The sequence below is a fragment of the Ruegeria sp. BG8 genome (assembly GCF_056538325.1).
In genome coordinates this window covers 339,355-356,972 of sequence record NZ_JBQFSZ010000005.1, presented here as the reverse complement: position 1 = coordinate 356,972, position 17,618 = coordinate 339,355, and the positions used below count along the sequence as shown (strand labels likewise).

The following is a 17,618-nucleotide window of genomic DNA, read 5'->3' as shown; positions in this document are numbered from 1 at the left end:
TCCTCACGCAGCCGCATCCTGGGCACCGACGATGAGGCCCAGAACATCTTGCACCGAACTTTCGGCTGTTTTGACCACACCAACGGCACGTCCGCGGCGCTGCACATGGATGCGATCAGACACCTCGAACACGTCATCCAGCGAGTGTGAGATCAGGATAACTGCGAGCCCTTGTTCACGCAGTGCCTTGATCAGTTTCAGTGTCCGCGCAGTCTCTTGCGGGCCCAAAGCGGCGGTCGGTTCGTCCATCACCAGCAAACGCAGGTCTTCGTGGTAGACGGCCCGCGAAATCGCAACGGCCTGTCTTTGCCCACCCGACAGGCTTTCAGTCATCACATCCATGGACCGCAGCCGAACACCCAGACGTTCTTCCAGAACGCGGGCAGCCTCGGACTTCATGCGTTTATTGTCCAGAAAGGGGATCCCGAAAAAGCTTGTGGTGAGTTCATTCCCCAAGAACATGTTGGCCGCTGGTGTCAGATGATCTGCCAAGGCCAGTGTTTGATAGACCGCGTCTATTCCGTTTGCGATTGCATCGGAGTGGCTGGCCATTTCCAGCGGCTGACCATCCAGAAAGATCTGCCCCTCTGTTGGCTGATAAACCCCGGTCAGGATCTTGATCAGTGTCGATTTACCCGCCCCGTTGTCACCAACAATCGCCAGCACTTCGCCCGCATAGGCCGCAAGGTCTACGTCCTGCAGCGCAGTCACACCACCGAACCGCTTGGTAATGAACTTCATTTCAACCAATGGCTGATCGCTCATGGTTTCCTCCTCTGCGCAAAGCTCCGCCATGGTGGTCAAAGGACCACTTGAGCACTCTGCGCTGTGTCATCTCAGTTGGAGGTGGCCCCGATGCCGGGACCACCCGCGGGGTTACTTGCCCCAGATTTTCGAATACGCCTCGCGGTACGGGGTGTCCGGGTCGAACTGGTTGCTGTCACCCAGCTTGGCCAGCCCGGCCTCAGTCACCAGCGCGGGCGATGTGATATAGCCCGAGCACGCCTCGCCCTGAATGGCGCGGTTCAGCTCATCCACCAGTTGCCAACCCTGCAGGTTCAGCGGCTCGGCCACGGTGATGGTCTGATAGTTGCCGCTGCGAATACGTTGGAACGCAGCCTCGGAACCGTCACCAGCAGATCCCGCCTGCGGGCCGTCATCGGACGAAATGCCCGCAGCAGCCAATGCCGGGCCCATGAAATCGAAATAGAGGTCATTGATTGCCAAGGCATGCGTCCACTGATCACCGTATTTCTGCAACAAACTGGTTGTCAGCGGCCCCATGCGGGCGGATGTATCGGCGATGGGTGTATCCACATATTCCAGCACCTTACCACCGGCGGCCTCGATGGTTTCTTTGATGCGGTCGGCCTTGTCGATAGCGATCTGATAGGTCGAGTCGGTAAAGATGATCGCACCCACGCCATCACCGCCGTCATCCATGGCCCATTCGGCAGCCACCTCGGAGACGGTCATTGCGTCAGTTGAGACATTCGCAAAGATACCGCCCGGCGCATCACAACCAATCTTGGGGCCCGAATGCCACGCGACAATCGGAATGCCCGCATCCACGATGCCTTCTAGCGCGGCCTGCTGTTCTACAGCGTCAAAGCCGTTGATGATGACGCCGTCGGGCTGCAAGGCCAGCGCCTGACCGATCGCCCCGGTCCGACCCTGGATCGAGCCCGCGCCGTCCAAAACCCGTACTTCCCAGCCGATGGCGTCAACGGCCTCTTCCACTCCGTTGGTCACACCCAGAATACCGCCGTTTTTCAGGTCTGCAGCGACGACTACGATTGACTTACCCTCAGCGGCCTTGGGGCCAGTGGTTGGCCCGTCAAAGGCGGTCTCGGCCACCACAGGCACACCCAGACCGGTCAGAAGGGCAGCGGCGGATACCGCCATGAACGTCCGTTTCAGCATAATCTCCTCCCTTATGCGTTGTTACTTGTTGGCGCCTTTGCGCCGCTGTGCGTAACCGGCAATGCCGATTGCGATCAGAAGCGTGACACCGTTGAACATCGGCTCGACCCAGAAGGACCCACCGAATTGTTGAATGCCCGAGATACCAACAGCCAGGATCGCGACACCCACGACTGTTCCCCAAACATTCACACGTCCCGGCTTGATAGTGGTCGAGCCAAGGAAGGCCCCAACCAAAGCAGGCAACAGGAATTCCAAACCGACCGAGGCTTGCCCGATCCGCAGTTTCGACGCCAGCAACACCCCGGCAAAGGCGGTGATCAGGCCCGATGACATGAAGGCGCCGATGACGAATTTGCGCGTCGGGATACCGTTCAGCTGCGCGGCGCGCTGGTTGGCACCAATCGCATAGAGGTACCGACCAATGGGCGTGTATTCCAGGATCAGCCACATCGCGACCGTGATCCCCAGCACATAGAACCCGGTGATTGGCAGGCCGAAGACAAAGGTGCCGTTGATTGCATAGAAACTCTCGGGCAAGGCACCAACCATCTGGCGACCACCGGTGTGCCATAGGGCCAGCGCATACAGAACCGTACCGGTGCCCAGCGTGGCGATGAAGCTGTCGATCTTGGCAACCTCAACCAACAGACCGTTCAGAAACCCAGTGAGCAAGCCCAGCGATAGGACAATCGCCACAGCAATCGGCCAGGGTATGCCGTACAGAGTCTGCAAGGAAATCGCCAAAATGTGCCACAGCACGATACCGTACCCGACCGTCAGGTCGATCCGTCCGGCGGCCATCGGGATCATTGCGCCCAGCGACAACAAGGCAATGATCGCCTTGTCCGAAATAATCGCCCGTAGGTTCAACAACGTCGGGAATGTATTCGGCAACAAAATGGAAAACAGGATGATCAGAAACCCGGTCAACAACACCAACCCATAGACAGGCAAAAACCTGAGAATACGGGTCTTGAGCGAAGCATTTTTCAGCTCGGCCTTTGTGGGTTCCAATGCGTTGGATTCAAGCGATTGCATCTTCGTTTTCCTTAACTCGCAACAGCGTTCGACGCCGAGGCTGCCTGTATGAGGTTTTCGGTTGTCAGTTCAGTGCCCGTCAGCTCTTGCACGATCTGGCCCTGACTAAAGACGATGGCGCGGTGGCAAATGGCGGCGACTTCCTCAAAATCAGTCGACACAACGATGATGCCTACGCCGTCTTCCATTGCCCTGTTCAGCAGGGCGTAGATTTCCGCTTTCGCGCCAACATCCACGCCGGCAGTCGGGTCTTCGCAAATCAAAAGCTTACGCTTTGTCTCCAACCACCGACCGATTACAACCTTTTGCTGGTTGCCGCCCGACAAGCTTTCGATGGCCATGCTCTGGTCATTTGGTGACAGAGCAACGTCGGCACCAATACGCGCTGCGCTATCGGTTTCCGAGCGGTGGCTCATGAAGGACAACAGCGATCGCCCGATGGCAGCCGGATTGAGAAATGTGTTTTCCCGAATGGTCAGCGACATAGCCACCGATTCCTCGGTTCTGTCCCGCGCGACCAAACCAATACCTGATGCCATGGCAGTCTGTGGTGAACTCAGATCAGGTGTCTCGCCATGCAGCGAGATTTTCCCATCAAAAACCTCGGCCCCAAAAAGGGCGCGCGATACGTTTTCATGCCCCGCACCACGCAGACCAACCAAACCCACAATCTCATTTGACTGCAGCTTGAAACTGACATTGTGGGCGGCGTCCATGTTCAGGCCGTCGACCTTCAGAATGGTTTCGCCGGGTGGCGTGTCAGGTTTGATCACTTGCCGGGTCTTACGCCCAACGATCATGTAAACCAGTTCTTCGGGCGTTGTGTGGTCAATGCTGCGCAAACCCACCAACTCACCATCACGCAAAACCGCGACGCGATCGGCAATTTGGAAAATCTCGTCCAGCCGGTGTGAGACATAGATCATTCCAACGCCCTGTTCTTTCAGCGGGCGCAAAGCCTCGAACAAACGCTCAACCTCATCGGCAGGCAGCGACGCTGTGGGCTCATCCAAAACCAAATAGTCGCAATCGACGGCAAGCGCCCGCGCGATGGCAACCAGAGACTTTTCGGTGCGTGACAAGTCTTGCACCCGCGTCGTCGGGTCAAAGTCACACCCGACCTTGTCCAAAGCTTGTTGGGCAAATTCATCAACAGTCTTCCAGTTGATCAAACCGTTCTTGCGCGAATAACCCAGCGCCAACGCGATGTTTTCAGCAACCGTCATCCATTCGATCATGCCCAGGTCCTGGTGAATGAAGGCCACAGACTGCCGCTCACCGAAACCGCCCGGGCGGTGCTCGTAGGCATGACCGTCAATCAGAACACGGCCTTCATCGGCCTTGTGGATGCCACCCAATATCTTGATCAGCGTCGATTTACCCGCGCCGTTTTCACCCAACAAGGCAACGATTTCGCCGCGTTCGATATTCAGGGATACATCCCGCAAGGCATAGGTGCCTCCAAAATGCTTCTTTATCCCGTCAAAGAACAGATTGTTTTGTGCAGTGCCGGGCACGGCAGCCTCCTCCCAGATCGCGGTAACTCTGCTGCTCCTCAACAACGTATTGAGTTACCCGTAACGTTACGTTAGCATTCTCTCAGGCCACTCAGATGTCAATAAAAAAGAGTTACCCGTAACGTAAATGAGCAGCGATCCGGATAAATCTAGCAAAAACAATAAAATAAGCCTTGCCGAGGTTGCCAAGGCCGCGGGCGTGTCAAAGATGACCGCCAGCCGAGTCTTGCGCGATGAAGGCGGATTTTCCGAAAAGACCCGCGCCAAGGTGATGGCCGAAGTCGACCGTTTGGGCTACTTGCCGAATCGCTTGGCGACGGTTTTTGCGGGGGACAAAAAGTCTACTTTTGTCGGTGTCAGCATCCCTGAGCTTGGCAATGAGATCTTTGCACAAGTGCTGGAAGGGATCGACCGCAAACTGGGCGCGTTCGGGCATCAAACAGTTCTTGGCCTGACGGAACATGAAATCGATCACGAAGAGAAATGGATCGAAACCGTATTGTCGTGGCAGCCTGCCGGGCTAATCGTCACCGGACGTTCGCACAGCCCCAAGGCCATACAGATGCTGCGCGGTGCTGGGATTCCTTTGGTGGAAATCTGGGATTTCAATTCCAGCCCCTTGGACATGTGTGTCGGCCTGAACCACTTTGATAGTGGTTACAGCATGGGGCGGTATCTGGCCGGAATGGACTACAGGAAGTTTGGCTATGTCGGCACGTCCCATGATGTCGCCAACGCTGCGACGGCCCGCCTGAACGGGTTCTCCAAAGCTGTCGAGGACGCAAACGGACGCCTTGAAAAGCAACTGCTGCTGAAAGATACGCCCGGGTTCTACACCGGGTTTTACGGGACTGAGCAGCTTTTGGCTGCCCATCGCGATATTGAGGCGATCTTTTACCAAAACGACAATATGGCTGTCGGTGGTCTGCAATACGTGCAAAAAGTAGGTCTGCGCGTTCCCGAAGATATCGGCATCGCAGGCTGGGGAGATCTGCCGATTTCTGCAATTCAGCCATACCGTCTGACCTCGATCGCCGTACCCCATCTGAAAATCGGTCAAATTGCCGCCGAGATGGTGCTGGCTCAGATCAATGGTGAACCTGTCAAATCAGCGAAAGACGTAGGCTTCAGGTTAATTCCCGGCAGCACTGTCGGGAAAGCGAGCTCATAAACGAGCGGGAAGTCTGGAACTCTGGCTCTATAATTACCGCTAGACGAATGTCTAATACGGTAATCTTTTGACGAACCAACTCCGTTTAATCACCAACATCAGACCTGATCCCAAACGAGATCCAAGGCCCCACAAAATACCCGTTAACGCGAACTTGATTTGCTACCTACCTACTAATAGGTTTATTCCAGCTGCAAACCAGAGAGTGAACCCAGAAGCACCCAATCGAAAGGACAATCTTTCATGGAACTCAACTCGGACTTTTCGTCCCGCGTGGTTGTGCATTCGGATCAGCTTGAGTGGCAGGCCTCCCCCATGAAGGGTGTAGATCGCCGAATGCTGGATCGCATGGGTGGTGAGGTCGCGCGGGCAACGACAATCGTGCGTTATGCACCTGGCAGCAAGTTTTCAGCTCATACACACACGGGCGGCGAGGAATTCATCGTTCTGGACGGCGTTTTTCAAGACGAGCACGGAGATTTTCCTACCGGAACCTATGTGCGCAACCCTCCAACCTCCAAGCACACGCCTGGGTCAGAACCCGGATGCACGATCTTTGTTAAACTATGGCAATTTGACATGGACGATCGAACGCAATTCCGCAAAACCATGGCGGATGAGCTAAGCGATCCCGTGGATGGAGTAGCTACGGCAATCCTGCACAAAGACCCGCGCGAGGTTGTCACCTATAGCCACCTGGATGCCGGGGCCACGATGACTTCGACAGCATCAGGCGGTACAGAGCTTTTGGTTATAGATGGCTCGCTTACAGCAGATGGCGACATTTTGAACAAACACGACTGGCTGCGCTTGCCAGAAGGCGCGCCCTTAACTGTCCTTGCGGGCGCCGGCGGTGCTAAGCTTTGGATGAAAACCGGGCATCTGCCCTTTGCTAAACCACCGGCGGTATAACTTATGACAAATGATAGACCTTTAGCGCTTGTCGCTGGCGCAGGGGCCGGCCTTGGCCAATCTCTTCTCGCGCGTTTTGAACAGGGCGGAATGACCGCCATTGGTCTGGGTCGCACCCGACCCGAGGAAACGGTGGCTCCATTTCATCAAGTCGATCTGTCCGACCCGGATAGTGTCGCTCCGATCATTTCTGACCTGATCGAAACATACGGCCCGCCCAAAATAGTTGTGCACAACACGGCCGAGTTGGTGATCGCGCCTTTTGCCGAAACAAATCTGGAAGACTATCAGAGAACCTGGACGTCGATGGTCCAAACCTTGGCCGTCGTTGGACAAAGCGTCCTTCAACCCATGGTCCAAGGAGGCGGTGGAGCATTGATCGTATCCGGTGCAACGGCTTCCCTAAGGGGCGGGGCGCGGTTCTCAGCCTTTGCGTCGGCTAAATTTGCCCTGCGCGGGCTGACCCAGTCTCTGGCACGCGAATACCAGCCTGCGGGTGTGCATGTTTCGCATGTAATCCTGGACGGTATCATTGATACGCCCCGATCCCGAGATCTGCACAGCCTGGACCCGGCGAAAATGATGAAACCGGACGAAATTGCAGAGGCTTATTGGCAGCTTGCGCATCAACCTCAGTCCACATGGACCCATGAACTGGACCTTCGCCCAGCGTCCGAGGGTTTCTGAAACATGCACGCGCAGACCCTGATCATAGGGGCTGGATTGTCAGGGCTGAGCCTTGCCTCGCAATTGGAAGAGCAAGGTCACGACTATCTGTTGGTCGAAGCACGCGAGCGCCCGGGCGGACGGATTCTGGCCGAAACGGTCGATGATGGGCACTTTGATCTGGGACCGGCCTGGTTCTGGCCGGGGCAACCGCGCATCGCCGCATTACTTAAAAACCTAGGGTTGGGATGGTTTGAACAATATTCAAGTGGCACGTTTGTTTATGAAAACGAAGATGGCCGCGTCGAACGCGACAAAGGTTTTTCTTCAATGCAAGGGTCGTATCGCCTGTCAGGCGGGCTTGGCCTTTTGACCCACAAACTGGTCGAAGGCTTGCCGGAAAAACGGTTGTTGATGTCGTCGCCCGTAAAGGGTCTGACAAAAACCGAAAGCGGGGTAATAGCAACCACCCAATCTGGTCAGGACATCCACGCCGAAAAAGTCGTTCTGGCTTTGCCGCCTAGGGTGGCAAGCGCATTGTCATTTTCTCCGGCAATGCCGCAAGAAACCCAAGCGGCGATGACAGGAATCGCGACGTGGATGGCTGGACAAGCCAAGGCGGTCGCAGTTTACGAGCAGCCGTTTTGGAGGGTCGCCGGTTTATCGGGCGACGCAATGAGTCGTCGCGGCCCAATGGTCGAAATCCACGACGCATCGCCCGAAAGCGGTGGTCCTTATGCCTTGTTTGGGTTCATTGGCGTACCGCCACAGGCCCGGCAGGACGAACAGCGACTGCGGCTGGCTGTACTGGATCAGCTCATCCGGTTGTTTGGTCCCGAAGCTGCCGATCCAAAGACGCTGATGATAAAGGATTGGGCCTTTGACCCTTACACTGCCACACAAGAGGACCACCAACCGCTATTTGCCCACCCGCGATACGGCTTGCCTCGTGAACTACATAACCTCTGGCAGGGTCGGTTGATCTTTGCTGGAACCGAAGTTGCGCCGCAGTTCGGCGGATACCTCGAAGGGGCGTTGGAAGCGGCAGAAAACGCGTTGGCGCAGGTGATGATGGAAAAGGTTTGACGCCTATGGCGAGCGACACCAAAACCGCTTTGCTGGATGTTGCAGAACATGCCGTGCGTGCGCGTGGGTTCGATGGCTTTAGCTACGCCGACCTGGCAGCGGCTGTGGGTATACGCAAAGCCTCGATCCATTACCATTTTCCGACCAAGGCCACTTTGTCGTCGGCTTTGATGGATCGGTATCATCAGGTTCTGGAGGCCGACTGCAATAGCATCAGGGCTGCGAAGGCGACTGGTGCGCAGCAATTGCAGGCGTTCATCTCGCTTTACCGAAGTGCACTGAACGAGGGTAAAACCCTCTGTTTATGCGTGTCGCTGATTGGGAGCCGTGAAAGCCTTTCAGAGGACGTGATCGAGAAAATTCGAAGCTTCCGGGCCATGATGACCACTCAGATCAAATCCGTGTTTGAACTGGGCCTAGAAGACCGGTCAATCATAGGTATCACCGATCCTATGGCCGAAGCCCGCGCGACGCTGGCTTTGTTGGAAGGCGCACATCTGACCGCACGAGCCGAAGAAGATGTCAAAGCATTTGACGATGCCATGGGCGTTTTGCAATCACGCTGTTAGCCTCAGACAGACCCATGGTTTCGCCTGTTCTATGAGGCAGGCGATGGCACCTAACGACCCATCGCCTGCAGTCTTAAGTCACGCGACCTTTACGACCATCTTGCCGAAATTGCCGCCTGCCAACAGCTGGTTGAACGCATCTGGGGCGTTCTCTAGGCCTTCGACCACGTGTTCCTTGTAGGAAATTGCACCATCCCGAAGCCAGCCGGTCATGTCCTGAACAAACTCCTGATACACTTCGGGACCGAAGTTATCGAAGATGATGAACCCCTGCATTTTGACCTTCATGCGCAGCAAAGTTCCCATGATTACCGGGGCCATATCCGGCCCATCAGGAAGGCCCGGTAAGTTGTACCAGGAGACGATCCCGCAAACAGGTACACGCGCAAACGGGTTCAAAAGCGGCAACACTGCATACAGGACCTTGCCGCCGACGTTTTCAAAGTAAACATCAATCCCATCTGGGCATGCCTCTTTCAATTGCGCCGCCAAATCGTCGGACCGATGATCCAGACAGGCATCAAACCCTAAGTTTTGGACGACATGAGCGCATTTTTCCGGCCCACCTGCGATACCGACCACGCGGCACCCCTTGAGCTTTGCGATCTGTCCGACGGTTGCGCCAACTGGCCCCGCAGCAGCAGCGACAACAACAGTTTCACCCGCCTTCGGCTCACCAATCTTCAGCAAACCTGCATAGGCGGTATATCCAGGCATTCCCAAGACACCCAATGACCATGATGGGTTTTCCGGCGACTTGCCAAGATTAACAACCTGCGTTCCGTCCGAGACCGCGTAGTCTTGCCAACCGCTCATGTTGAGGACGAAATCCCCGGCTTCATATCCTTCAAGGTTAGACGTCACCACCTGCCCCACGACCTGTGCCGTCATGACACCACCAATCGGAACTGGTTCTGCGTATGATTTGGCGTCATTCATCCGGCCGCGCATATAGGGGTCAAGCGACAGAAAAACTGTGCGCACCAGCATTTCGTTGGGACCAGGCTCTGGGATATCTGTGGTTTCAAGCCGCAACGTGTTTTCATCGGGCTGCCCATTTGGTCGTTCAGCAAGGACGATACGGCGGTTTGTGTCGGCGGTTTGTGGCATTGCGATCCTCCTGAAGAACTGTTGATCTGCACCAGAAACCTTAGCTGAGGGGTATGCAAGTGAAACGAGACATTTCCGGCAGAAAACCCAACGTTAGAACACCGGGTTTCTTAGAGCACTAAAGGCAGTAGCGTTTTGACCAACCACCAAAAGTTTTAAGTTACAGAGGGCGACCCAACCTATGTTCGGGCTAAGGATTGTGGAACGAGGAACGGACGTTTTGCATAAGCTCCTCGGCCAATGCTTGGTTACTGACCAGGATCGAACCCGACGACATGATGCTGCGATCCAACCAGAGCGGCTGCACAACTCCGCCAGCCTCCTGAACCAAAACCATACCCGCAGCGATGTCCCAAGTACCAAGGTTTCTTTCCCAGTATCCTTCCAGTCGACCCGCCGCGACATATGCCAAATCAAGAGCTGCCGCCCCTGCCCTGCGAATTCCGGCACATTTCGGCATAAGCCGCTCCAGATCGCCCAAGGCTGGTTTCAAATACGTCACCCGCCCACCTGCGGGTACACCTGTTGCAAACAAAGCAGACGCAAGCTCAGCCTCATCGCTGACGGCGATGGCCTTGCCATTCAAATACGCCCCGCACCCTGTTTCGGCCGAGAAAAGTTCTGCCTTTAACGGGTCATAAATCAAGCCGGCAAGAACATCATCACCCTTACATAAGGCAATCGACACTGCCCAATGCGGAATGCCTTTCAAAAAATTTGTCGTTCCATCCAACGGATCGACAACCCACTTCAAATCACCGTTTGCACTTGGTCGATCTCCGGTTTCTTCGCCTTGCCAGCCGTAGTCGGGGAAGGCGTTTGTCAGGACGCGGGCGATCGCGGCCTCGGCATTGCGATCTGCGTCCGAAACAAAATCACCTTTCGTCTTTTGTGTAACGGTTAAGTCCTGGCGGTTTTCATAGGCATACCGCAATCCCTGACCGGCCTGCCACGCGGCCTGTGCCATAACGCGCAAATGTTCCGATGCATCTGCTGAAAGCTGCGCGTTCAAATCCCCTGTATTCGTCATGGCTGCGAATACCTAACCCTGTGACACAACGTGTTGGGGTCATCCAGGATCGCCGCATATGCATTGGGCAGGTCATTGAACGCGGTCTCGCCGGAAATCAATGCGTCCAGCGCTGGATCGCTGAGAAACTCGATCGCTTTGGCTAACCGCCGACTATAAGTCCAACGCGGAGCCATAGTCGCGGGTATTCGACCAACTTGGCTACTGACAATCCGTAGACGTTTTTGATGAAACTGCGCCCCCAGCAGTACAGTCGTCGGCTGCGTTCCATACCAACTGGCTTCGACAATAGTTGATTCCAAACCAGCCACCGAAATCGCTGTTGCAAGACCCTCGGATGTCGCCGAGGCGTGAATAACGACATCCATATCCGTCTGCAAATCATCTGGCGTTGTAAAATCACAGCCCAGTCTTTGCGCTAAGTCGGATTTTGTTGAATCGATATCAATCAGACAAACGTCAGTACCCACGATTCTGGCACTCAGATAACCTGCCAGAGCACCAACGACTCCGGCACCTACAATGGCAATTCTGTCTCCGGGGCGCACACCGGCGTCCCACACAATGTTCAGCGCGGTTTCCATATTGGCCGCCAAAACACCGCGCTCCGGTGGAACGTCCGGGCCAAGCCCTATGGCCGCTTCGGAAGGGATGAAAAAATCGGTTTGATGTGGGTGCAACGCAAAGATCACCTCACCTTGTCTTGGTCCGGTTTCCACGGTGCCCACTGCCGAATATCCGTATTTGATCGGAAATGAGAACTGCCCTTCCTGAAAAGGTGCGCGCATGGTTTCAAACTCACTGATCGGGACCTGCCCGCGGAACACCAACCGCTCAGTGCCGCGGCTAATCCCGGAATACAGCGTACTGACCCTGATCAGATCAGAGCTATCGTTAGAACCGACACTGCGGATTTCTGCCTTCCCCGCTTCTGTGACCCAAAATGCCTTTGGAGTCGTCATCCACCTGCCACCCCGGTTATGCAATCAAGAGGGTACGACACTGCTTTACCTCAATAAAATCAAAAGCCACGCAGAATGCATGCAGCTTGGACCAACAATTAAGACGCATGACGCGCTGTTCGGCAAGGCAGCGGGTACGCGCCCATCTGCTGATGCGCCGGCACAAGCGTGCAGTCGAACAAGACATCCGACCCCAAACCATACACATCGGTTTTAGGTCGCAACGCCTGTGTCAGATCAGCAACCGGCGAAGTGGTTAAACCTTGCGGCCCAGCCCCGATAAGAAGCGGTGCGACCGCCACATGCAGACGCGTTAAAAGCCCCGCTTCAAGGAACTGAGCGATCGTGATCCCACCACCTTCGATCAGAACCCGATGCAAATCCCGCTGGCGAAGCGTTTCCAGAATACGAGCCGGGGAAATCCATCCCGTCCGCGGTAGTTTGATCACCTCAACATGCTTGGGCCGTTGCTTTTCGACGGACTGAATCACGATGGTGCGTGCGCTGGTGTCTTGCATCAAACCAATGTCGTCTGGCATGCGTCCGTTCGGATCGATGATCACACGGGCGGGGTTTTCGCCGCGGGCCATACGCACAGTCAGGCGCGGGTTATCGTGCAAAGCGGTTTTTACACCAATGACGACGGCATCCGACAAGGCGCGAAGACGGTGCAGATGTGTCAAGCCGTCCCGTCCCGAAATGTCCTTTGCATCCCCCGAAACGGTTGCAATACGACCGTCCAGAGATTGTCCAATCTGTGCCACCACCTGTGTCTGCGATTTTGGCTGCGCAAGCGATCCATACAAAGCAAGCGCTTGCTTTTCGCCTGCAGTCCAATCGCTTCCGCAAAGGCATCCATCACCTGTTCGCACGGCAAGAATACGGTCCCAAACTCTGGGTGTTACGTCAACTTGGTGCATTGGATTCTCCGCAATCTGAGCTCGGCATTTGTCGGTCTCTCATCTGGGTATCGCCAAAATATCTGTATGCCCAATGACCACCTGAATTTCTGCCACAGCGCTTCGTTTGTCCTGCCCCCAAGATGCAGCACAGGCAGCGCCGGCTTCTTGGGCGGCCTCAGCAATCCCGGTCAGCAGCGCGTCGTGCAATGCAGCATGCTCCGAACCAAACCGCCAAGGGCTAGGGGCCGTTTCGACATCGTAGCCTTCTACCTGACAGAGCTTTTGGATCACCGGGACGGCAGTAGGTCCAAGCGCGGGGCCCAGCCCTTTGTCCCAACGCTGATGTTCATTGAAGGCATTCGTAATCGTCGCATCCCGTTCATCGCCAGGCAACCAGCGCATCACGCCATCGTAGTTGAGCGCCGCATATATTGGCACCCGGGCAAAGCCCGCCCATTTTATCAGGCGGCGCGCCCAATCTTCGGGCATAAGGTCAAATAATGCAGATGCTGTGATCAAACCCACACCGTCCAGCGGCAGGTCCTCGATCCGCGAAAGGTCACCCAAAACGCATTCAGCGGAAGGGTGGCGTTTCTGCGCCATCTGCAAAAGATCCGGATCATTGTCGACGAACCGCCAGGTTAGATCGTTGAACCCTGCCTCGGCAAAAACGCGGGCCGTCGATCCGGTGCCGCTGCCCAGATCGAGCACCGTTTCACCTTTCGCAACACAGGCCGCAGCTTGCGACATCAACCTTGCATCCCGGGCCATATGGTCTACGGGTTCGCGCAGGCTTAGCCAGGCCGGTTCAAAGCTGGTTTCAGATGTCTGCTTCATACCACCCACGCGCCACATGGCTTTCGTGCAATTGCACCCGGATACGCCGAACACGGCCGTTATCACCCAACCCACTTGTCTTGGTCACATCCCTAAGCTGCTTCCAGATATGGTGGCAGAGGAATTCAGTCGTCGTAATTTTACCCTTGAACTCGGGCACCTCATCAAGATTTGCGTAACGCAGAGGGGCAAGGGTTTGGGTTAATGCTTCGGTCGCCAAACCGATATCAACAACAAGCCCGTTCTCATCCAGGTCCTCAGTGAAAAAGGCAGCATCCACAACGAAAGTGGCGCCATGTACGCCCTGTGCGGGTCCAAAAACGGGTGAAGGCAGGGAATGCGCAATCATGATGTGATCGCGAACTTCAACAGCAAACATATGTGTTCCAGTTCATTGGTTTAGAGGTAAAGACAAAACAGCTCATGGGGCAACCTCGGCGATGACTTGGGCAAAGTGTCGGGCTGTATCTTGCCAGGTCGGCAATGCCGCGGCCTGAGTTTCAGAGGCGCGCGATGATCGTGCGGACATCTCTGTGTCCTGCAACAAAGCGCGCAACGTTTCAGCGAACGCATCGGGATCGTCTGGCGGTACCAGATGTCCAGCGGCGCCGACTGTATCGGGCACTGCACCCACCTTACATGAAACAATCGGAAGGCCGTATTGCATCGCCTCGCTCAGCACCATTCCGTATCCCTCGTAACGAGTAGCCAAAGCAAAAAGGCTAGCGCGCAGATACGCGTCCTCAAGTGCGTCCGCCCCCACTTCACCAACAAGTTTAATGCGCGTTTCAAGCCCATGTCGGCTGATCTGAGCAGCCAAAGCTTCGGAGTATTCGGTGTCCTGTGGGCGACCAATGATTTCGGCCTGCCAGGATAAATCCGACACTTGCCGCAATGCGTCGACCAATACGTCATGGCCCTTACGTCTGGCCAGCAGTCCCACGCTAAGGATCATAGGAGGGGAAACAGGGGATCGACGCCGTTTCGGGGCTGTGAACCCAGGGTTTGCCACTGTGATCCGATCCGGCGCCACATTAAAGTCTGAGACAAGCGTTTGGGCGACATGTTGACTGGTCACGATGACATGCGCCACATGCCTCAGGACCTCTTTCTCGTTTTGGATAAGTCTTGCCGCCTGATTGCGATCCAAACCCGTTTCCAAGCCAAGTGGATGATGGACCAACGCAATGACCGGCACGGCCAGTTCTGCGATACTGTCAGGTGGCATTGCACCTAATGCCAGACCGTCAATAATGACCGGCGTGGATTTTGGGATTGCTCTCAGTTCGGTCAAAGCAGCCGACATATCTTCCGCGGGCGGGTTCGGAAAGCTGTCCGGCAGTTCGAGGTATGAGGTTGCGCACCCGTTCGCGTTCAGCACTTCCAACACGGTTGCATCGTAGATGTATCCGCCTGTGCGCTGATCTTTATCTCCGGGTATGGCAAAAACAGCAGATGTCATACGTTTTCCAATGTCTTAGCATCAACCGGCTGCCGAATTAGAAAAACCAGAAAACCAACGGCGGGCAATGCGGCAAGCAACATGACGACACCATAGCAAATACCCATTGAGATACCGGCCTCCGTCGACGCGCCGATCAGGGGAAACAAGGCCGCTGCAGCACCCTCACGCCATCCCCAACCTGCCACCGACAACGGCACCAGCATTGCACAAAACACCAATGGCAAAATGGTCAGGGTCGCCTCAAGAGAGAGGTCTGTGCCGGTTGCGCGAGCACAAGCGTAAAGGCCGAAAATCAACAAGCCTGCTGCCGCGAACGAATGAGCCTGGATGTTTCCACGCATCATCAAAGTCACGCAAAACTGGGTGAAGGCCGCTGTTGGACGGGCAAAGGCAAAACCTGAAATGATGATCACCGCCAATGCTGAGACCAACGCCAGAACCCACCCGGTAGGTGAAGGCCAGTTAATCCCCCCGGGCAATAACAAGGCAAAAAACAAACACACGAACAGTACGCAAAGCATCGCCGCCTGTCCGATCAACCGTTCGGCCAGAACGGATTGCGCCGCGCGCTTCAGATCGCCGTGGCGCCGCGCTCGGACCGCCCGACCAACGTCCCCAACGACCCCGCCCGGCAACAGGGAATTGGCAAGTAACGAGAGGTAATACTCCCTCAAAGCGGCAGGGTAACTTATATCCAAATCAAGTGCTTTGGCTGTAATTTGCCACCGGCGCGCCATCGACAGGCTGCTGACGGTCAGGCTTAAAAACGCCGCCAAAATCCACCACGGATTGACCTGCTGCAAGCGGGACCAAATCACTTCAGGCGAGCTCCACCAAAACAAGGCTCCGAGCAGTAGCAGCGAGCCGATCAGTCGTATCAATCGCCCTTTCACTGTTCGACCTCCGCCAATTCTTCGATCGAGGTGAAGGCCGTCAGGAAATCATTGCGAAAGCTATCCATACGGCGCACAGGACCATCGCTCGCGGGTATGATACCGTCGGTCCAGTTCCAATGATCAATCATCGAAACGACATTCGGCGGGCCAATCACATGCACCGGGACATCGCGGTTATCACTGCCGGCAACAAACCCTGCCGCCTGATGATCGCCAGCGACCACGATCAAGGGCGCTTGCTGTCCCAAAGATGCGACGTGCGAGAAGACAGCCTGAAGGCTATAGTCCACCGCACGCCGGTAGGCATCCCGAACGTCATCCTGATTTTTCCAAAGCTCACGCGCGGGCGGGCCTTGTTCTGCCATTTCGTTGAACTCGGTTCCGTCGCCAATTTCATCCCAGGGGATCATGCTTGGAATGGGTGTCCACGGCGCATGAGATGAGATCAATGCCACCTGAACAAATTTCGGGCATGGGTCTGACGGAAGCAAGCTCTGGTACCGTGCGAGCGTAAACTGATCGGGCATGGTTACCCAGCTGAACCGTTTGCCCTTGTACGGAATATCGGCTGCCGCAAAGACCTGATCAAACCCCATGACCAGACTTTCAGGCCATGCGAGCGTAATCGCAGGCATGATGGCGCTGGTGCAATACCCTGCATCCTGCGCGAAATGAAAGAGCCACCTTTGGCCGCTGGCAATCATCGCATTGTAACGGCCATTGTCGGACGTCCATAAACCGGTAGCCAAAGTGCCATGAGCCAGCCAGCTTTCTCCTCCTGCCGTTGGGGATGTCATCCAGCCGCTTTTGATGTCCATGCCGGCCCGCGAAATGGCGGCTTCGGCGTCCAGCAAAGTTGGTTTATGCGTTGCGGAATAAAGTGGGTTGTCAAAACTGGCGCGCCCATAACTTTCGATCCAAATGAACAACACATCGCGCCCATCCAGTTTATCGAAAGCGCCTTGCAACTGATCCAGCGGATCGGTTCCCACGCTTCGTCTGAACTCTACAAGGTCTGCTGCCGTCGCCTGCATTCCCACGCCCCGTTTAAAGGTCAGGCGGGTGCTCCAGGACGTGCCGGGGGGGCTTTTGTCAAGCTTCCAATAATCCAGGTGATGACCTGCATCCGCGACAGTCCATATTCCTGCGATCACGACACCCGCAGCGGACGTCCAACGTGCCCAATGGGGAACCGCCAAAGTGGCCCATGCCTTCAGCCCATAACGCAGCAGGAAAAAAACCAAGAGGGTCAGGGCCGTACCGACAATGGCGATCAAGTAGGCCAACGGATCGCCAAGACTGTCGCGCAACAACCCAAAACCCGCCTCAATCAAAAACAGATCAATGATCGGGTTGAACGTTCGATTATAAGCGATGAACGTGCCGTAATCCGCGATCTTCATCAGCGACACCAACACCAGGACAGCCGACAAAACTGTTGCCAACCCGCGCACCCTGCCAAAGGTCATCATCAACAACAAAATTACGGGCAGTTCCAACGGCCAGCGATTGAAAGCTGTCCAATTCATTG

General features: G+C 55.6%; 18 protein-coding genes. 5 read left to right on the top strand and 13 right to left on the bottom strand.

All coding sequences use genetic code 11. The features are described from left to right. Nucleotides 1-3: 3 nt before the first annotated feature. The 4 genes from ACR0DG_RS12965 to ACR0DG_RS12950 all read right to left on the bottom strand — a co-directional run bounded on the left by ACR0DG_RS12965 (nucleotide 4) and on the right by ACR0DG_RS12950 (nucleotide 4,481). The gene (locus ACR0DG_RS12965; protein ID WP_480696689.1) at nucleotides 4-765 is read right to left on the bottom strand and encodes an ATP-binding cassette domain-containing protein; all 762 of its coding nucleotides are present in this window, start codon (nucleotides 763-765) and stop codon (nucleotides 4-6) included. Between the two features lie 111 nt (nucleotides 766-876). Further along, nucleotides 877-1,923 (bottom strand): substrate-binding domain-containing protein, encoded by a 1,047-nt coding sequence (locus ACR0DG_RS12960; protein ID WP_480696691.1) that lies wholly within the window; start codon nucleotides 1,921-1,923, stop codon nucleotides 877-879. A gap of 21 nt (nucleotides 1,924-1,944) precedes the next feature. Further along, nucleotides 1,945-2,964 (bottom strand): ABC transporter permease, encoded by a 1,020-nt coding sequence (locus ACR0DG_RS12955; RefSeq protein ID WP_480696693.1) that lies wholly within the window; start codon nucleotides 2,962-2,964, stop codon nucleotides 1,945-1,947. 11 nt (nucleotides 2,965-2,975) lie between these two features. Further along, a complete protein-coding gene (locus ACR0DG_RS12950; protein ID WP_480696695.1) occupies nucleotides 2,976-4,481 on the bottom strand; it encodes a sugar ABC transporter ATP-binding protein in 1,506 nt (501 codons plus the stop codon). Between the two features lie 127 nt (nucleotides 4,482-4,608). Here ACR0DG_RS12950 and ACR0DG_RS12945 point away from each other — a divergent pair, with 127 nt between their 5' ends. From ACR0DG_RS12945 to ACR0DG_RS12925, 5 genes are all read left to right on the top strand, one after another. Then, a complete protein-coding gene (locus ACR0DG_RS12945) occupies nucleotides 4,609-5,652 on the top strand; it encodes a LacI family DNA-binding transcriptional regulator (RefSeq protein WP_480696697.1) in 1,044 nt (347 codons plus the stop codon). A gap of 243 nt (nucleotides 5,653-5,895) precedes the next feature. After that, nucleotides 5,896-6,564, top strand: a complete 669-nt coding sequence (locus ACR0DG_RS12940) for a cupin domain-containing protein (protein ID WP_480696699.1) — start codon at nucleotides 5,896-5,898, stop codon at nucleotides 6,562-6,564. Between the two features lie 3 nt (nucleotides 6,565-6,567). Then, on the top strand, nucleotides 6,568-7,251 hold the full coding sequence (locus ACR0DG_RS12935) for an SDR family NAD(P)-dependent oxidoreductase (protein ID WP_480696701.1): 684 nt from the start codon (nucleotides 6,568-6,570) through the stop codon (nucleotides 7,249-7,251). 3 nt (nucleotides 7,252-7,254) lie between these two features. Next, nucleotides 7,255-8,316 (top strand): flavin monoamine oxidase family protein, encoded by a 1,062-nt coding sequence (locus ACR0DG_RS12930; protein ID WP_480696703.1) that lies wholly within the window; start codon nucleotides 7,255-7,257, stop codon nucleotides 8,314-8,316. Between the two features lie 5 nt (nucleotides 8,317-8,321). Beyond that, nucleotides 8,322-8,885, top strand: coding sequence for a TetR/AcrR family transcriptional regulator (locus ACR0DG_RS12925; protein WP_480696705.1), 564 nt, complete (start codon nucleotides 8,322-8,324; stop codon nucleotides 8,883-8,885). Nucleotides 8,886-8,963: 78 nt separating this feature from the next. On the opposite strand, the gene ACR0DG_RS12920 is transcribed toward ACR0DG_RS12925, so the two are convergent. The 9 genes from ACR0DG_RS12920 to ACR0DG_RS12880 all read right to left on the bottom strand — a co-directional run bounded on the left by ACR0DG_RS12920 (nucleotide 8,964) and on the right by ACR0DG_RS12880 (nucleotide 17,616). Beyond that, on the bottom strand, nucleotides 8,964-9,995 hold the full coding sequence (locus ACR0DG_RS12920) for an NADP-dependent oxidoreductase (protein WP_480696707.1): 1,032 nt from the start codon (nucleotides 9,993-9,995) through the stop codon (nucleotides 8,964-8,966). A 190-nt stretch (nucleotides 9,996-10,185) separates the two neighbouring features. Further along, nucleotides 10,186-11,025, bottom strand: coding sequence for an inositol monophosphatase family protein (locus ACR0DG_RS12915; RefSeq protein WP_480696709.1), 840 nt, complete (start codon nucleotides 11,023-11,025; stop codon nucleotides 10,186-10,188). Next, nucleotides 11,022-11,987 (bottom strand): zinc-dependent alcohol dehydrogenase, encoded by a 966-nt coding sequence (locus ACR0DG_RS12910; RefSeq protein ID WP_480696711.1) that lies wholly within the window; start codon nucleotides 11,985-11,987, stop codon nucleotides 11,022-11,024. The genes ACR0DG_RS12915 and ACR0DG_RS12910 overlap by 4 nt, the downstream gene beginning before the upstream one ends. 98 nt (nucleotides 11,988-12,085) lie before the next feature. Continuing rightward, nucleotides 12,086-12,907 carry a RibD family protein gene (locus ACR0DG_RS12905; protein WP_480696713.1) on the bottom strand — a complete coding sequence of 274 codons (822 nt, stop codon included), beginning with the start codon at nucleotides 12,905-12,907 and terminating at the stop codon, nucleotides 12,086-12,088. 39 nt (nucleotides 12,908-12,946) lie between these two features. Further along, entirely contained in the window at nucleotides 12,947-13,726 is a 780-nt protein-coding gene (locus ACR0DG_RS12900) for a class I SAM-dependent methyltransferase (RefSeq protein ID WP_480696715.1), read from the bottom strand. Further along, on the bottom strand, nucleotides 13,710-14,105 hold the full coding sequence (locus tag ACR0DG_RS12895) for a 6-pyruvoyl trahydropterin synthase family protein (RefSeq protein ID WP_480696717.1): 396 nt from the start codon (nucleotides 14,103-14,105) through the stop codon (nucleotides 13,710-13,712). The genes ACR0DG_RS12900 and ACR0DG_RS12895 overlap by 17 nt, the downstream gene beginning before the upstream one ends. Before the next feature lie 42 nt (nucleotides 14,106-14,147). Further along, nucleotides 14,148-15,188 (bottom strand): glycosyltransferase family 4 protein, encoded by a 1,041-nt coding sequence (locus ACR0DG_RS12890; RefSeq protein WP_480696719.1) that lies wholly within the window; start codon nucleotides 15,186-15,188, stop codon nucleotides 14,148-14,150. After that, nucleotides 15,185-16,084, bottom strand: coding sequence for a lysylphosphatidylglycerol synthase transmembrane domain-containing protein (locus tag ACR0DG_RS12885; protein ID WP_480696721.1), 900 nt, complete (start codon nucleotides 16,082-16,084; stop codon nucleotides 15,185-15,187). Before ACR0DG_RS12885 ends, ACR0DG_RS12890 begins: the two co-directional genes overlap by 4 nt. After that, nucleotides 16,081-17,616: a sulfatase-like hydrolase/transferase gene (locus ACR0DG_RS12880; protein WP_480696723.1), complete on the bottom strand. Its 1,536-nt coding sequence runs from the start codon at nucleotides 17,614-17,616 to the stop codon at nucleotides 16,081-16,083. The genes ACR0DG_RS12885 and ACR0DG_RS12880 overlap by 4 nt, the downstream gene beginning before the upstream one ends. Nucleotides 17,617-17,618 lie beyond the last annotated feature (2 nt).

Coding starts and splice junctions, on each gene's coding strand:
- ACR0DG_RS12925 (WP_480696705.1), top strand. CDS start 8,322: ATGGCGAGCGACACCAAAACCGCTTTGCTGGATGTTGCAGAACATGCC.
- ACR0DG_RS12935 (WP_480696701.1), top strand. CDS start 6,568: ATGACAAATGATAGACCTTTAGCGCTTGTCGCTGGCGCAGGGGCCGGC.
- ACR0DG_RS12895 (WP_480696717.1), bottom strand. CDS start 14,105: ATGTTTGCTGTTGAAGTTCGCGATCACATCATGATTGCGCATTCCCTG.
- ACR0DG_RS12955 (WP_480696693.1), bottom strand. CDS start 2,964: ATGCAATCGCTTGAATCCAACGCATTGGAACCCACAAAGGCCGAGCTG.
- ACR0DG_RS12915 (WP_480696709.1), bottom strand. CDS start 11,025: ATGACGAATACAGGGGATTTGAACGCGCAGCTTTCAGCAGATGCATCG.
- ACR0DG_RS12930 (WP_480696703.1), top strand. CDS start 7,255: ATGCACGCGCAGACCCTGATCATAGGGGCTGGATTGTCAGGGCTGAGC.
- ACR0DG_RS12965 (WP_480696689.1), bottom strand. CDS start 765: ATGAGCGATCAGCCATTGGTTGAAATGAAGTTCATTACCAAGCGGTTC.
- ACR0DG_RS12900 (WP_480696715.1), bottom strand. CDS start 13,726: ATGAAGCAGACATCTGAAACCAGCTTTGAACCGGCCTGGCTAAGCCTG.
- ACR0DG_RS12945 (WP_480696697.1), top strand. CDS start 4,609: ATGAGCAGCGATCCGGATAAATCTAGCAAAAACAATAAAATAAGCCTT.
- ACR0DG_RS12920 (WP_480696707.1), bottom strand. CDS start 9,995: ATGCCACAAACCGCCGACACAAACCGCCGTATCGTCCTTGCTGAACGA.
- ACR0DG_RS12910 (WP_480696711.1), bottom strand. CDS start 11,987: ATGACGACTCCAAAGGCATTTTGGGTCACAGAAGCGGGGAAGGCAGAA.
- ACR0DG_RS12960 (WP_480696691.1), bottom strand. CDS start 1,923: ATGCTGAAACGGACGTTCATGGCGGTATCCGCCGCTGCCCTTCTGACC.
- ACR0DG_RS12890 (WP_480696719.1), bottom strand. CDS start 15,188: ATGACATCTGCTGTTTTTGCCATACCCGGAGATAAAGATCAGCGCACA.
- ACR0DG_RS12880 (WP_480696723.1), bottom strand. CDS start 17,616: ATGAATTGGACAGCTTTCAATCGCTGGCCGTTGGAACTGCCCGTAATT.
- ACR0DG_RS12905 (WP_480696713.1), bottom strand. CDS start 12,907: ATGCACCAAGTTGACGTAACACCCAGAGTTTGGGACCGTATTCTTGCC.
- ACR0DG_RS12940 (WP_480696699.1), top strand. CDS start 5,896: ATGGAACTCAACTCGGACTTTTCGTCCCGCGTGGTTGTGCATTCGGAT.